This is a genomic window from Microbacterium sp. SYP-A9085, from assembly GCF_009649635.1.
In the GTDB taxonomy this organism is placed as follows: Bacteria; Actinomycetota; Actinomycetes; order Actinomycetales; family Microbacteriaceae; genus Microbacterium.
This window is the reverse complement of sequence record NZ_WJII01000001.1, coordinates 617,501-632,616: the sequence shown is the minus strand read 5'-3', so window position 1 is coordinate 632,616 and position 15,116 is coordinate 617,501. Positions and strand designations below refer to the sequence as shown.

The following is a 15,116-nucleotide window of genomic DNA, read 5'->3' as shown; positions in this document are numbered from 1 at the left end:
CCGTGCTGATCCTCCTCGCCGCGTTCGCGCTGTCGCCGCTGCTCCTGCCGTGGCTGGTGCGCATTGCGGGGCCACGCGCGTTCTACGCGGCGGCGGCGCTGCCGGCGATTGCGCTCGTGCACGCGGCGCTCCAGGCGCCGGCGGTGCTCGCCGGGAGCATTCCAACTGAGGCATACGAATGGATGCCGAGCCTGGGCATCCGGCTCACGATGCGGATGGACGCGCTGGGCTGGCTCATGGCGCTGATCGTCACCGGTGTCGGCGCGGTGGTGCTCCTGTACTGCCGGTGGTACTTCGCCGGCGCGTCCCTCGACGGCATCCCGCAATTCGCCGCCGTGCTGCTCGGCTTCGCGGGAGCCATGTACGGCCTCGTCCTGATCGACGACATGGTGGTGCTCGTGATGCTGTGGGAGATCACCAGCGTCCTCAGCTACCTGCTGATCGGGTTCTACCACCGCCGCGGGGCGAGCCGCCGTTCGGCCCTGCAGGCGCTGCTTGTCACGACCGTCGGCGGCCTCGTCATGCTCGTCGGCGTCGTGCTGCTCGTGGTCGCCGACGGCACCACGAGTCTGTCCGGCATCATCGCGGACCGCCCCACCGGCCCGATCGTGGATGCCGCGATAGTGCTGATCCTGATGGGGGCGCTGAGCAAGTCCGCGATCTTCCCCTTCCACTTCTGGCTGCCCGGCGCGATGGCCGCGCCCACCCCGGTGAGCGCCTACCTGCACGCGGCCGCCATGGTGAAGGCGGGCATCTACCTGATCGCGCGGCTCGCCCCGGCGTTCGCGACTTCGGGCCCCTGGCGGCCGATCCTGATCGCGCTCGGGATCTTCACGATGCTGCTCGGCGGCATCCAGGCGCTGCGCGAGACCGACCTCAAGCGCATCCTCGCGTTCGGCACCGTCAGCCAACTCGGATTCCTGACGGCCGTGCTCGGCTATGGCGTGCGCAATGTCGCACTCGCGAGCCTCGCTCTGTTGATCAGCCACGCCCTGTTCAAGTCGAGCCTGTTCCTCGTCGTCGGCGTCATCGACCGCCAGCTGTCCACCCGCGACATCCGCGAACTCAGCGGCGTCGGCCGGCAGACGCCGGTCCTCGCGACGTTCGCGATCCTGGCAGTGTGCTCGATGGTCGGCGTCATCCCCACGATCGGGTTCGCCGCGAAAGAAGGGGTGCTCGACGCGCTCCTGCACGAGGCCGCGGGCGGTGCCGGATGGGGGATCGTCGCGCTGATCGGCGTCGTGCTGGGCTCCGTGCTCACGGCCGCCTACGGCGCCCGCTTCGTGTGGGGCGCCTTCTGGCGCAAGCGCGCCGACCCGGGCGGCCAGGATCGGTATATTCCGGATACGGCATGGCCGCGCCCGCCCGCCGGCTTCCTGGCCGGACCGGTCGTGCTGGCGGGCCTCACCGTGGTCGCGGGAGTGGTGATCAACGGGATCGACCCGTTCGCCGCGCGCTACGCCGACACCCTCCCGGACGCCACCGGCGGCATCGCGCCGGCGGCGCACGCGCACCTCGCGCTCTGGCACGGCGTCGGCATCCCGCTGTGGATCTCGCTGGGCACCCTCGCCGTGGGGGCGCTCGTGTTCGCCGGCGGGCTCGCCGTCCGCTGGGACGCCCGCGCCCGGGTGCTGCCGTTCACAGCCGCGGAGGCGTACAACCGGGCGCTGCGGGGCATCGCCCGGCTGTCGGTCATGGTCACCCGCGTGACGCAGCGCGGCTCGCTGCCGATCTACGTCGGCACCATCTTCGTCGTCTTCGTCGTCGCCGAGGGCACCGTACTCGTCGCGAGCCCGGCGTGGCGCGCTCAGCTGGACGCCTGGCAGTCGCCGGCGCAGCTGTTCGCGGCGCCGCTCATGATCGGCGCCGCGCTGGTCGCCGTCCGCGCGCGCAAGCGGTACACGGGGATAGTGCTGGTCTCGGCGACCGGGCTCGGCATGGTCGTGCTGTTCGCGACCAGCGGCGCCCCCGACCTCGCTCTCACGCAGGTGCTCGTGGAGACCGTGACGATGGTGGCGTTCGCGCTCGTGCTGCGGCGGCTCACGTCGCGGATGGGCGCGCACAACCGCTCTGTGTGGCGCGTCGGCCGGGCCGTGCTGGGCGCCGCCGTCGGCGTGACGATGGCCGCGATCGCCGTCGTCGCGACGGGGGCACGCGAGGCGGTCGCGGTCTCGGCGAACTTCCCCGAGCTCGCATACGAGCTCGGGCACGGCAGGAACGTGGTGAACGTCGCGCTTGTCGATCTGCGCGGCTGGGACACGATGGGCGAGCTGTCCGTCCTGATCCTCGCCGCGACGGGCGTGGCATCCCTCGTCTTCGTGACGCACCGCGCCGACCTGCTCTCGTCGCTGTCGGCGCTGCCCGCGGACGTCGGGCGCAGCCGCCGCCTGCTCATCGAGACCGACGACGGACTGCGCCGGCAGACCGAGCATTCGCGCGGGCGCCGTGCCTGGCTCGTCGGCGGCCGGCGGGTGCGGGCGGGGGAGCGCTCGATCATGCTCGAGGTGATAGTGCGCGTCCTGTTCCACACGATCATCGTCGCCTCGCTGTACCTGCTGTTCGCCGGGCACAACCTTCCCGGCGGCGGGTTCGCCGGGGGACTGGTGGCGGGCATGGCGCTGGTCATGCGGTACATCGCGGGCGGACGCTACGAGCTCGGCGCCGCCGCCCCCGCGGATGCCGGGCGGCTACTGGGCGCCGGAATGGCGCTGGCCGTCGCGTGCGCGGTGATCCCGGTGTTCCTCGGTGCGGCGCCGCTGACCAGCGCGGTGCTGACCGCCGACATCCCGGTGCTCGGGCACCTCGAGTTCGTGACGTCGACGATCTTCGACGTGGGTGTGTACCTCGTGGTGATCGGTCTCGTCCTGGACGTGCTGCGCAGCCTCGGCGCCGAAGTGGACCGGCAGCTGCACGAGGAGCGGGCGCAGGGGGCACGCGCATGACGGTCAGCGGGGTGCTCATCGCCGTGATGGCGGTGCTGTTCGCCTGCGGCGTCTACGCGATGCTCGAGCGCAGCCTCACCCGCGTGCTGATCGGCTTCCTGCTGCTGGGCAATGCCACGAACCTGCTGCTGCTGATCGCGATGGGCGCACCGGGCCTGGCGCCGTTCTTCGGCGAGGTCGACAAGAGCGACATGAGCGACCCGCTGCCGCAGGCGTTGACGCTCACCGCCATCGTCATCACGTTCGCGGTCTCCGCGTTCCTGCTCGCCCTCATCTACCGCTCCTGGCAGCTGGGGCAGGCCGACACCGTCACGGACGACGAAGAGGATGTCGCGCTGCGCGGCGTCGACCACGATGCCGAGGAGGACGCCCTGGACGACGAGGTCGAGCTCGAGGACGCCGACGATGCGATCACCACCGACTTCCTCGACACCACGACGTCGCCGATCACGGTGCTCCGCCATCGCGACCACCCCGCGATCGACGACGACGCGCCGGTGGATCGAGGGGACGGCCGATGAACGCGCTGATCCCGCTCGTGGTGACGCTGCCGCTGCTGGGCGCGGCGGTGACGCTCGTGGCCGGCCGTCGCCGCCGGGTGCAGGTCGCGGCATCCGTCGTCACCCTGTCGGCGGTGCTCGTGATCGCCGCGATCCTGCTCGTCGCGGTGGACGGCGCGGACATGCCGCTGGCGGTATCGGTGGGCGGCTGGCCGATCCCGTCCGGCATCGTCCTGTACGTGGACCGTCTCTCGGCGCTGCTGGTCGGGGTGTCGGCGGTCGTGCTGCTGGCGGTGCTGCTGTTCTCGGTCGGACAGGGCGCCGCGGACGGGGACGACGACACGCCGGTGTCGATCTTCCACCCCACGTATCTCGTGCTGTCGGCGGGGATCTTCAACGCGTTCATCGCCGGCGATCTGTTCAACCTGTACGTCGGATTCGAGATCCTGCTCGTGGCGTCGTACGTGCTGATCACCCTGGGCGGCACTGAGTCGCGCATCCGCACCGGCGTCGTCTACATCGTCGTCTCGCTCGTATCGTCGATCCTGTTCCTTGCGGCGATAGCGATGATCTATGCCGCGCTCGGCACCGTCAACATGGCCCAGATCGCCGAGCGCATCGGACAGCTGCCGCCGTCCACGCAGCTGGTCCTGCACCTCATGCTGCTGATCGCGTTCGCGATCAAGGCCGCCGTGTTCCCGCTGTCGTTCTGGCTGCCGGACTCGTACCCCACGGCGCCCGCCCCGGTCACCGCGGTGTTCGCGGGCCTGCTCACGAAGGTCGGCGTGTACGCGATGATCCGCACCGAGACGCAGCTGTTCCCCACCAGCGACGTGAACACCCTGCTGCTGATCGTGGGACTGGCGACGATGGTGATCGGCATCCTCGGCGCGCTCGCACAGGCCGAGCTGAAGCGGATCCTGTCGTTCACGCTGGTCAGCCACATCGGCTACATGGTCTTCGGGATCGCAATAGCGACCCCGGCCGGCCTCGGCGCGGTGGCCTACTACATCGTCCACCACATCGTCGTGCAGACGACCCTGTTCCTCGCGGTGGGCCTGATCGAGCGGCGCGCGGGCTCGACGTCGATCCTCAAGGTGAAGGGGCTGATGCGGGCGGCCCCGCTGATCGCGGTCCTGTTCTTCATCCCGGCCATCAACCTCGGCGGGCTGCCCCCGTTCTCGGGCTTCATCGGCAAGTACGCGCTGTTCGAGGCGGCGGCCCGGGTGGGCACACCGCTGATGATCGTATTGATCGCCGGCGGCATCCTCACCTCCCTGCTGACCCTGTACGCGCTGATGCGGGCGTGGAACCTGTCGTTCTGGCGAGAGGACGACGAGCCCGACGAGGCCGAGCTGGAGACCCTGGACCGGGTCGCGTACCTCAAGGGGGCGCCGGCGGCCGGTGAGCAGAGCGAACGCCGCGTCATCCCGCGCATCATGACCGCCGCGACCGCCGGCATGGTGGCCGCGACGATAGCGCTCACGGTGTTCGCGGGCCCTCTCTACGACCTGTGCGCACGCATCGGCACCGGCATCTCGCAGCCCGTGCACCTGCAACAGCTGCACGAGGAGGCGGGGCAATGACCGCGCTGAAGACGCTGTGGCGCCAGCTGCCGTTCTTCGTGTGGCTGATAGCGCTGTGGATGCTGCTGTGGGGCCAGTTCACGGTGCTGGCGTTCGTGACCGGCGTCGTGGTCGCCCTCGTCGTCACGCGGGTCTTCCGGCTGCCGCCCGCCGAGCTGTCGGGGCGGATCAACCTGTGGTGGGGGCTGGTCTACGTCGTCGAGTTCCTCGCCGCCGTGACTGTCAGCTCGCTCACGGTCGCGTGGCAGGCCATCGACTGGCGCCGCCAGCCGGGGGCGGCGATCATCGCCGTCGCGCTGCGGACCGACGACGACCTGATCATGACGCACGTCGGCGTCACGGCCTCCCTCATCCCCGGGTCCCTCGTCGTGCACACCGATCGCGACCGCCGCATCATCTACCTGCATTTCATCGGGGTTCGGTCCATGGAAGATGTCGAGAGGCACCGGCGGAGCGTGCTGCACTGGGAGCAGCGCATCGTGCGCGCCGTCGGTTCCCGCGCGCAGGTGCAGCAGGTGGAGCGGGCGGACGGGGGTGCGCGATGAGCTGGCTGGTATGGGTGATCTACGCGGTGTTCGCGGTGGCTGCGCTGGTGACGCTGTGGCGCATCGTCCGCGGGCCCTCGATCCTCGACCGCGCCGTCGCCGCGGACGTGCTGCTGACCGAGGTGCTGTGCGTCGTCGGTGCCGACATGGTGATCCGCCACCACACGCAGAGCCTGCCGGTGCTGCTGATCATCGCCGCCGTGGGCGTGTTCTCCTCGGTCACGATCGCCCGGTTCGTCGCGCGGAAGGAGCAGGGATGAGTGCCGTGCTGGATGCCGTCGCCCTGATTCTGCTGCTCGTGGGCGCGTTGCTGTGCCTGACGGCGGCGATCGGGGTCGCCCGGTTCACGGACGTGCCGACGCGGCTGCACGCCGCCACCAAGCCGCAGGTGCTCGGGCTCATGCTGATCTGCTTGGCGATAGCGCTGGCGCTGCGCTCGTGGCCGGTGACGGCGTTCCTCGTGCCGGTGGTCGTCATCCAGCTCGCCACCGCGCCGCTGGCCGCGCACATGGTGGGCCGGCAGGCCTACCGCAACGGACGCGTCGACCGGGCATCGCTCGTGGTCGACGAGCTCCGCGACGCCGACTCTCGCGACCCCTGAGCCCCCGCAGCATCCCCCGCCGCTACCCGCGAAAGTGCATCTGACGGACGAAGGAGCGGGAAAATGCCGCACCCTCGTCCGTCAGATGCACTCTCGGCGTCAGGGCGTGCGGGAAGTCGCCGGTCAGTACCAGCCGGTGGACTGGGAGTGGCTCCAGGCGCCGCAGGGGGTGCCGTAGCGGCTCTTGATGTAGCCGAGGCCCCACGCGACCTGCACGCGCGCGCTGTTCTGCCAGCCGGCGCCCATCTTCGAGCCGGGCAGCGCCTGCGGGATGCCGTACGCGCCGCTCGGGTTCGCGGCGTGCACGCGCCATCCCGATTCGCGGTTCCACAGCGAGTTCAGGCACGAGAACTGGTCGGCGCCCCAGCCGTACTTGCTGGCCATCAGGCTCCTCGCGTACGTGCGGGCCGCCGCCGGCGAGTTGTCGCCGGTTGCGGCCGGTGCGGATGAGCCCGTGGATGCCGGCGATGCGGCGCGGGCCTGCGCGTGCTGCTTCGCCTTGGCGGCGGCTGCGGCCTTGCGGGCGCGCTCGAGGGCGGCCTTGCGGGCCCGTTCGGCGGCGGCCTTCTTCACCGCGGCCTTGCGCGCCTGCTCCTTGTCGTAATGCACGACCTGCGCCGCAACGGATGTCGTCGCCTCGCGCAGTCGGACGGTCACCGTCCGTGCGGTCTCGACCGAGAGCTCGTTGGACTGGGCGGCGAGGGCGAGCTGGAGGTCGATGCTCGCCGTGCTCACCTTGCCGTGGGCGAGCCGTGCCGTGCCCTGGGCGACGCTCGCGAAGTACGCGGCATCCTGGTCGATGGGGCGCAGCATGTGCACGCTGGCGGCAGGCTCGGAGCCGGATCGCTCGTGCCCCGCGGCCGCGGCCGGGACGGCGAAGACGCCGAGCGCGAGGGCGGCGCTGATCGCCGCGACGAGGGACTTCTGGGAGAGGGTGAGGGTGCGAAGGCGCACGGGGCTCCGATGGTCGTGCTGTCCCGTCTGCCTGCGGCCGCATTCAGCGTGTGCGACCGGACGGGCTGGTCGTCCCGGCACGGCTGCAACCCCGCGAAACGGGGTATTCGTGCATGCTGAAGCCGCTCGACCACGCGGATCGAACCGAGACATCCGCGGATCCGGCTCGGGCGCCTTCGGGCGGACCGGTACACCGTATGAGGGGTTTCTGGACGGGACATCCGAGGTTCCTGGCCGTTTGGTGATAACGGTCCGGTAACGAGGCGGGGTTTCGTGCGGCGGATTCCGCACACTCGGACCATGAGGCGGGGAGCCGGGATGCTCGCGGTCGGCGCGATTGTGGCGGCGATGCTGGCGGCGTGCTCGGGCTTTCCGTTCACGCAGTCCGTCGGATGCGCCAGCTGGGTGGCCTACGACACTCCCGCTGACGCGACGGCGGATGCCACGGCCGTCGTGGTCGGTCACGTCACGACCCGCACCGGCAGCGGGAAGGTGCTCGGCACCGACGCGCACGCGTGGACGGTCGACGTCGAGCGCTGGGTGAAGGGATCGGGGGAGGCCAGCATCCGCGTGCTGTCGACCCCGGTCGGCTGCGGCGGCCAAGACCCGTACCCGGACGGGGACCCGTTCCAGGATGCCGTCGGAAACAGGTCCTCGGTGCTGTTCCTTTTCCGCGGAGAGGGCGCGTGGCGGGGGATGACCCCGCTTCAGGCGGTGATCCCTGCGACGCCGTCCGGCGGCATCCCGGATGCATGGCCGCCCGGCACGGCGGGGAGCCCGGCCGCGGGAGGCTGAGCCCATCCCCGAGTCGCCGTCCCGTCGTGTCGCGCCGGCGCCGGGATGCGACCACGAGGGACGGCGATTCCCGCCGAAGCCGCTGAGGGACGGGAAGGGGTCAGCACGAGCCGGTGCGTCGCCTCGGCCTGCACGGCCATCGCGGAGAACGGCCACGGCAGCGGCCGCACATGCTGCCACGCCGCGACCTGGTCGTCGTAGTTCGGGTGGAACGCGTGTCCGCTCTGGCCGGTCAGGTTGTTCCATGTCGACGCGTCCAGGTCCGACAGGTCGACGACCATGCGCATCGACGGCACGGTCTCGACGTCGAAGCCCTTGCCGATCAGCCATCCCGTGGCATCCACGACGCTCGACCCACCGCCAACCGGCCCGGGCCCGCGGTTGAAGAGCCACTCGATCGGCGCGATGCCCGAGGAGCCGAACGTGCCGCTTGTCAGGGTCAGCGTGTGCAGTCGCCCCCACGACCAGCTCTCCGGCCGCGCGCCCTGCAGCGCGGCGAGCCGGTGGTACGCGTCGGTGGCGGCCGTGGTGAGCATCTCGTGCATGCCGCTCACGCCGATCAGCTCGTTCGTCCACCACGGCGATTCCGGGGTGCGCAGCAGGGTGTCCACGACGAGGAACAGGCGATCCTGGCCGGTCACCGGCACCGGCGCGTCGCGGCGCGTGAACAGGTCCTGGACGAGCTCGTCCCAGACCACGTTCGCGTAGGCGGCGGCGGCCGAGTCCGCGTCGTTGCGGCCGTCCCACCGGTCGAACAGCTGCAGCGCGCCGCGCACGCGGGCATCGTCGACGGCGACACCGTTGTACGCCGCGATGAGCTTCTTGCCCATCCAGAACCCGGTGTCGCCCTGGATGCGGTGCATGTCCTCCACTGTGAGCTTGCGGGATGCCGAGGTCCGCTCGATCAGGTCGACGATGCGCGCCGCACGCCAGCCGTAGTCCCAGTCCTCGGTGAGCGGGTACGGGTAGTCCGCGCCCACGATCGCGTTGTTCGCGGTGACGATGTACCCCGACGCGGGGTTGTATGACACCGGCAGCCGGTCGAACGGGATGAAGCCCTTCCAGCCGTAGGCGGAGTCCCAGCCAGGCTGCGGCATCCGCCCGTCGCCCTTGCCGCGGATCGGAAGCTTCCCCGGTGCCTGATACCCGATGTTGCCGTCCACATCGGCGTAGACGAGGTTCTGCGCGGGCACGTCGAATTGCGCCGCCGCGGCGCGGAACCCGGCGAAGTCCGAGGCGGCGTCAAGAGTGAAGATGGCCTCGGCGGTGGTTCCCGGGGTCAGCGCCGTCCACTTCAGCGCCACCGCGGTCTCGCCCTGGGGCGCCCCGGCCGGCGGCCCGACCGTCCCCCCGGCGGTCGTGCGGGGATCCGCGGCGATCGCCGCGTAGTCGCCCGAGCCGGACACGAGCGGGCCGTTGTCCGTCGCACGGATCTCGAGGTCGATATCCCTCCCACCGGCAACCGTGATCGTCTCGTGCCGTATCTGCAGCGGCACGAGCTTCCCGTCGCGCCAGTACCGGTCGCCCTGGACCTTCTCGAGGTACAGGTCCGTGACATCGGTCGCGAGGTTCGTGAATCCCCACGCGATCTTCCGGTTGTGCCCGATGATCACGCCGGGGACCCCCGAGAAGCCGAAGCCCGCGACGTCGAACGGGCACTCCTCGGACACGGTGCGGCAGGTCAGGCCCACCTGGTGCCAGATGCTCGGCATCGCCGCGCCCAGGTGCGGGTCGTTCGCCAGCAGCGGCTTGCCGGACGCGGTCAGATCCCCGGACACGACCCACGAGTTCGAGCCGATCCCCTCGCCGACATCGCCGAGCAGGGCGCTCGCCGCCTCGATCACGCCGTCGACGCTCGACCACTGGATCGCCGCGGGCCGCACGGCGGACTCCTGCGCCGGTGGAGGGTCGGTCGTCAGCGTCGGCACTATCACGGGGTTGCGCTCGAACGGGTAGGCGGGGAACAGCTCGTCGATCTGCGCGCCGGTGTAGTGGGATGCCAGCAGGGCCCGGTCGATCTCCGCACCGAGGTTCGCCCGGAGGTCCCAGGCCATCGCCTTCAGCCACGCCAGCGAGTCGGCGATCGTCCACTTCTGAATGCGATAGTCCGGATTCTGCAGCCCGAGGATCGCGTACTCCAGCGACGCGGCGGCGCCGTCGTGGCCCTTCAGATACGCGTTCACGCCGTCCGCGTACGCCTGGTAGTACGCCTTCGCGGAGGCGGAGAGCAGGTCGACCTCCTTCTCGGCCACCGCCCGCCAGCCGAGCGTCCGCAGGAACCTGTCGGTGCCCAGCTGCGAGGCGCCGAATAGCTCCGACAGCCGCCCGCTCGTCACATGCCGGCGGAAGTCCATCTCCCAGAACCGGTCCTGCGCATGCACGTAGCCCTGCGCGAAGAAAAGGTCGTGCGTGTCGTCCGCTGTGATCGTCGGGATGCCGCGGTCATCCCGCAGGACAGTGACGGCCGCGTGCAGGCCCGGCGTTGTCACGGTCCCGTCCAGCTGCGGAAACGAGCGCTGGATCGTGAACACGACGAGCCCGGCGGCGATCAGCGCGATAGTGACGAGCCCCGCGACGACGCCGTACGCCGTCATCGCGATCCGGCGGCCGCGCGATGCACGCGCCGGGATCCGTGATGCTGACGGCGTGTGCCGGTGCGGGCGTCGCGGCATTGCTCGGTCTTTCGTGGACGTGCCGGCAGGGCGCGCGGCGTCCCCGCATCGTATCCTCTGGCCTGTGCGAACCCGAACCGGTCCCCGGGGGTCTGTGGATGGATGCACGTCCCTGAAATGAGACCCTTCTCATTTGGGGGTGGGAACTGCTACGTTGGCGGCAGGGTTACGTGGGATCCGCGGGGGCGGATGCCACGGGTCCTCCGGCACGGTGGGAGGGTCGAGGGTGCCTGCCTGGCCCCTCCCACCGTCGCTCCGGTCGGATGCTCGCTCGTGCAGCGTGCCGTTGCCGCGTCTCAGTCGGTGCCGGCGTCGAACGCCGCGCCCTCGACGGCCTCGTCCACGGCCGCCGCCTCCTGCGTCGTGAGACGGCCCTCGGTGATCTCGGCCGCCGCGCCCTGCTCGAGCCGGCCCACGAGATCGCCGGTCGCCCCGCCGATCAGTCCCTTCGCGGCGTACTGCTCGAGGCGCGCGCGGGAGTCGGCGATGTCGAGGTTGCGCATCGTGAGCTGGCCGATCCGGTCGGTCGGGCCGAACGCGGCATCCCCGACCCGCTCCATCGACAGTTTCTCAGGGGCGTACGACATCCCGGTCGCGACGGTGTCCAGGATCGTGTAGTCCTCGCCCCGGCGCAGGCGCAGCGTGACCGTGCCCGTGATCGAGGACCCGACCCACTTCTGGATCGATTCGCGCAGCATGAGCGCCTGCGGCTCGAGCCAGCGCCCCTCGTACATCAGCCGGCCCAGGCGCCGGCCCTGCTCGTGGTAGGTCGCGAGGGTGTCCTCGTTGAGGATGCTGTTGACCAGCCGCTCGTACGCGATGAACAGCAGCGCCATGCCCGGGGCCTCGTAGATGCCGCGGGACTTCGCCTCGATGATCCGGTTCTCGATCTGGTCGCTCATGCCCAGGCCGTGCCGGCCGCCGATCCGGTTGGCCTCCAGGACCAGGGCGACCGGGTCGTCGAACCCGGCGCCGTTCAGCGCGATCGGACGGCCCTCGGCGAACGTGACCGTGACATCCTCGGTCGTGATCTCGACGGCGGGGTCCCAGAACCGCACGCCCATGATCGGCTCGACGGTCTCCAGCGAGACGTCCAGGTGCTCGAGCGTCTTCGCCTCGTGCGTGGCGCCCCAGATGTTCGCGTCCGTGGAATATGCCTTCTCGGCCGAGTCGCGGTACGGGAAGCCGTGCTCGACGAGCCAGGCCGACATCTCGGCGCGGCCGCCGAGCTCGCCGACGAAGTCCGGGTCGAGCCACGGCTTGTAGATGCGCAGCGCGGGATTGGCCAGCAGCCCATAGCGGTAGAACCGCTCGATGTCGTTGCCCTTGTAGGTGGAGCCGTCGCCCCAGATGTCCACGCCGTCGTCCTTCATCGCCCGCACCAGCAGCGTCCCGGTCACGGCGCGCCCGATCGGCGTCGTGTTGAAGTACGTGCGGCCGGCGGAGCGGATGTGGAACGCCCCGCACGCGAGCGCCCCGAATCCCTCCTCCACGAGCGCGCGCTTGCAGTCGACCAGGCGCGACACCTCGGCGCCGTACTGCGCGGCGCGCCCCGGGATCGCGTCGATGTCGGTTTCGTCGGGCTGGCCGAGGTCGCCGGTGTACGTGCAGGGGACCGCGCCCCTGTCGCGCATCCATGCGACGGCGACGGAGGTGTCGAGGCCCCCCGAGAAGGCGATGCCGACGCGCTCGCCGACGGGCAGGGACTGGAGGACCTTGGACATGCCTAAAGCTTACAAAGAGAGGGATGCCGCTTCCGCCCGATGACCGGGCCGCGGCATCCCGCGCCCGGGCCGAGGACAACCCGCCGGCCCGCCCTCGGCCGGGCCGAGGAGATTGGCCGAGGCGAGGGTGTTCTTGTGGCATCCGGCCCTCGCTCCGGCCGATCCCCTCGCCTGGGCCGAGGATGCGGCGTGCCGGGCCCTCGCGCGGCCTCCCGGGCGGGGTGCAGGCGCGCTCGATAGGATGGGGCGTAACCCGTTCCGCACACAACCCGGGGGTCCTCTCGTGCCAGGAATCGTCATCGTCGGAGTCCAATGGGGGGACGAGGGCAAGGGCAAGGCCACCGACCTGCTCGGCGACCGCACCGACTGGGTCGTGAAATTCAACGGCGGCAACAACGCGGGCCACACGGTCGTGGTCGGCGACGAGAAGTACGCGCTGCACCTGCTGCCCAGCGGCATCCTCACCCCCGGCGTCACGCCGGTGATCGGCAACGGCGTCGTCGTCGACCTCGAGGTGCTGTTCAGCGAGCTGGAGGCGCTGTCGGCGCGGGGGGTGGATGTCTCGCGGCTGCGCGTGAGCGCAAACGCGCACATCATCACGCAGTACCACCGCACGCTCGACAAGGTCACCGAGCGATTCCTCGGCAAGCGGCAGATCGGCACGACCGGGCGGGGGATCGGGCCCACGTATGCCGACAAGATCAACCGGGTCGGCATCCGCGTGCAGGACCTGTTCGACGAGAACATCCTGCGGCAGAAGATCGAGGGCGCGCTCGACCAGAAGAACCACCTGCTGGTGAAGGTCTTCAACCGCCGCGCGATTGCGTGCGAGGAGGTCCTCGAGGACCTGCTGTCGTACACCGAGCGGCTGCGCCCGATGGTCGCCGACACCGGCCTGCTGCTGAACGACGCGCTGGACGCCGGCGACGTCGTCGTGTTCGAGGGCGGCCAGGCCACGATGCTCGACATCGACCACGGCACCTACCCGTTCGTCACGTCGTCGTCGGCGACAGCCGGCGGCGCGGCCACCGGCTCGGGCGTGGGTCCGAACCGGCTGGACCGGATCGTCGGCATCGTCAAGGCGTACACGACGCGGGTGGGATCGGGGCCGTTCCCCACCGAGCTGTTCGACGAGTCCGGCGACTGGCTGCGCTCGCGCGGCTTCGAATTCGGCACGACCACCGGCCGGCCGCGCCGGGTCGGCTGGTACGACGCGCCAATCACGCGGTACGCGACGCGGATCAACGGCGTCACCGACCTCGTGCTGACCAAGCTCGACATCCTCACCGGGCTCGAGCAGATCCCGGTGTGCGTCGCGTACGACATCGACGGGCAGCGGTTCGATGAGGTGCCGGTCAACCAGACGGACTTCCACCACGCCACCCCGATCTACGAGAACCTCCCCGGCTGGAGCGAGGACATCTCGACCGCGCGCACGTTCGAGGACCTGCCGCAGACCGCGCAGGAGTACGTGCTCGCGCTCGAGGCGATCAGCGGCACGCGTATCTCCGTGATCGGCGTCGGCGCTGCGCGCGACGCCGTCATCGTGCGCCACGACCTCGTCTGACGCGGCGCATGCTGTTTCTCACCGGCGGGTACACGGCCGACATGGACGGTGCCGCGACGGGCATCGGGATGCTCGTGGCCGGCGCCGCGGACGCCGTGCTCGCCGGCGGCCCGCTCGGCTTCGCGGGGGATGTCGTCGCCACCGCCGGATCGCCGTCGTGGCTCGCCGCGCATCCGACGCTGGATGTCGTATACGCGGCGCTCGAAGGCACCGGCGCAGTGCAGGCGTTCGCCCGCACCGGCGAGAGCTCGTATGCGCGGTTGGGCGAGCCGGTCGCGGCGGGCGCGCTGGTGTGCCACGTCGCTGTGGCGCCGGACGGGGCATCCCTTGTCGCCGCGTGCTGGGGCGACGGCCGCGTCGTGCGGATGGCGCTGGATGCCACGGGTCGGCCCGCCGCGCCGTCGCTCGCGCCGGCCGCGGTCGACCCGTACGCGGAGCCCGACCCCCTCGCCGGCGCGGACCCGGCGCTGCTCGCGGGCGCCGTCGATCTCTCCGCCCTCTCTCGCGAGGATGAGCCGACCGGGGAGCAGGCCGGGGACGAGCCGGCGGAGGATCCGGATGCCAGGGTCTCGCGGGCGCACGCCGCGGCGTTCCTGCCGGGCGGGCTGGTCGCCACGACGGACATGGGACTGGACCTCGTGCGGTTCTGGCGCGCCGGGCGCGGCGCGCTGCGGCCGGTAGGTGAGGTCGTCCTGCCGCGCGGAAGCGGACCGCGCCACCTGCTGTGGCATCCCAGCGGTCACCTGTTCCTGGTCACCGAGCTCTCGTGCGAGCTGTTCGCCTTGGCGCCGGATGCCGCGGGCAGCTGGCGGATCGTCGCCGGCACCCGGCTCAGCCCGGCGCTCCTGGACGGCGACACGGCGGCCGAGCTGACGGCATCCCGCGACGGCGAGGTTCTGTACGCCGGCGTGCGCGGGTCGAACACCATCGCCGTCCTGCGCGTGCGCGGCGCCGGCGCGCAGCTGCAGCCGCTCGCGCTCGCCGAGGCGGGCGTGGACTGGCCGCGCCACCACGTCGTGGTGCGGGACACGCTGCTGGCCGCGGGCCAGCGCTCCGACGACGTGGTCTCGCACACACTCGACCAGCGCACCGGGGTGCCCGGCCGGGTGCGGCACCGCACCGCGGTGCCCTCGCCGACCTGCCTGCTGCCGATCCGCTGACCCGACGAAGCCGCGCCGGCACCCACAGCCGACATGATTGCCGCCCGGATCCGTCGTCTCGGCCCATCGA

Annotated in this window: 12 protein-coding genes; 9 read left to right on the top strand and 3 right to left on the bottom strand. The window is 71.0% G+C overall.

Annotated elements, in window-relative coordinates:
• Positions 1 to 2 precede the first annotated feature (2 nt).
• The 6 genes from GH740_RS02975 to mnhG are packed head-to-tail and all read left to right on the top strand — an operon-like array spanning position 3 to position 6,174.
• The gene (locus GH740_RS02975; protein WP_367640446.1) at positions 3 to 2,942 is read left to right on the top strand and encodes a Na+/H+ antiporter subunit A; all 2,940 of its coding nucleotides are present in this window, start codon (positions 3 to 5) and stop codon (positions 2,940 to 2,942) included.
• Positions 2,939 to 3,463 (top strand): Na(+)/H(+) antiporter subunit C, encoded by a 525-nt coding sequence (locus GH740_RS02970; RefSeq protein ID WP_153744562.1) that lies wholly within the window; start codon positions 2,939 to 2,941, stop codon positions 3,461 to 3,463. The genes GH740_RS02975 and GH740_RS02970 overlap by 4 nt, the downstream gene beginning before the upstream one ends.
• The gene (locus GH740_RS02965) at positions 3,460 to 5,028 is read left to right on the top strand and encodes a Na+/H+ antiporter subunit D (protein WP_153744561.1); all 1,569 of its coding nucleotides are present in this window, start codon (positions 3,460 to 3,462) and stop codon (positions 5,026 to 5,028) included. Before GH740_RS02970 ends, GH740_RS02965 begins: the two co-directional genes overlap by 4 nt.
• Entirely contained in the window at positions 5,025 to 5,573 is a 549-nt protein-coding gene (locus GH740_RS02960) for a Na+/H+ antiporter subunit E (RefSeq protein ID WP_153744560.1), read from the top strand. Before GH740_RS02965 ends, GH740_RS02960 begins: the two co-directional genes overlap by 4 nt.
• Complete coding sequence (locus GH740_RS02955; protein ID WP_153744559.1) at positions 5,570 to 5,833, top strand: monovalent cation/H+ antiporter complex subunit F; 264 nt, start codon at positions 5,570 to 5,572, stop codon at positions 5,831 to 5,833. Before GH740_RS02960 ends, GH740_RS02955 begins: the two co-directional genes overlap by 4 nt.
• Positions 5,830 to 6,174 (top strand): monovalent cation/H(+) antiporter subunit G, encoded by a 345-nt coding sequence (gene mnhG, locus GH740_RS02950; RefSeq protein ID WP_153744558.1) that lies wholly within the window; start codon positions 5,830 to 5,832, stop codon positions 6,172 to 6,174. The genes GH740_RS02955 and mnhG overlap by 4 nt, the downstream gene beginning before the upstream one ends.
• 123 nt (positions 6,175 to 6,297) lie before the next feature.
• Here mnhG and GH740_RS02945 read toward each other — a convergent pair whose 3' ends face one another.
• Complete coding sequence (locus GH740_RS02945) at positions 6,298 to 7,128, bottom strand: lytic transglycosylase domain-containing protein (protein ID WP_153744557.1); 831 nt, start codon at positions 7,126 to 7,128, stop codon at positions 6,298 to 6,300.
• Between the two features lie 300 nt (positions 7,129 to 7,428).
• On the opposite strand from GH740_RS02945, the gene GH740_RS02940 reads away from it, so the two are divergent.
• Entirely contained in the window at positions 7,429 to 7,923 is a 495-nt protein-coding gene (locus GH740_RS02940; RefSeq protein ID WP_153744556.1) for a hypothetical protein, read from the top strand.
• Here GH740_RS02940 and GH740_RS02935 read toward each other — a convergent pair.
• Positions 7,836 to 10,517, bottom strand: a complete 2,682-nt coding sequence (locus GH740_RS02935) for a penicillin acylase family protein (RefSeq protein WP_253941162.1) — start codon at positions 10,515 to 10,517, stop codon at positions 7,836 to 7,838. The two genes, GH740_RS02940 and GH740_RS02935, sit on opposite strands and share 88 nt — an antisense overlap.
• Positions 10,518 to 10,891: 374 nt before the next feature.
• Entirely contained in the window at positions 10,892 to 12,319 is a 1,428-nt protein-coding gene (gene argG, locus GH740_RS02930; protein WP_153744554.1) for an argininosuccinate synthase, read from the bottom strand.
• Positions 12,320 to 12,602: 283 nt separating this feature from the next.
• Here argG and GH740_RS02925 point away from each other — a divergent pair, with 283 nt between their 5' ends.
• Together GH740_RS02925 and GH740_RS02920 are read left to right on the top strand one after the other, a co-directional pair.
• On the top strand, positions 12,603 to 13,886 hold the full coding sequence (locus GH740_RS02925; protein WP_367640442.1) for an adenylosuccinate synthase: 1,284 nt from the start codon (positions 12,603 to 12,605) through the stop codon (positions 13,884 to 13,886).
• Positions 13,887 to 13,894: 8 nt separating this feature from the next.
• Entirely contained in the window at positions 13,895 to 15,046 is a 1,152-nt protein-coding gene (locus GH740_RS02920; RefSeq protein ID WP_153744552.1) for a beta-propeller fold lactonase family protein, read from the top strand.
• The last annotated feature ends 70 nt before the right edge of the window (positions 15,047 to 15,116 follow it).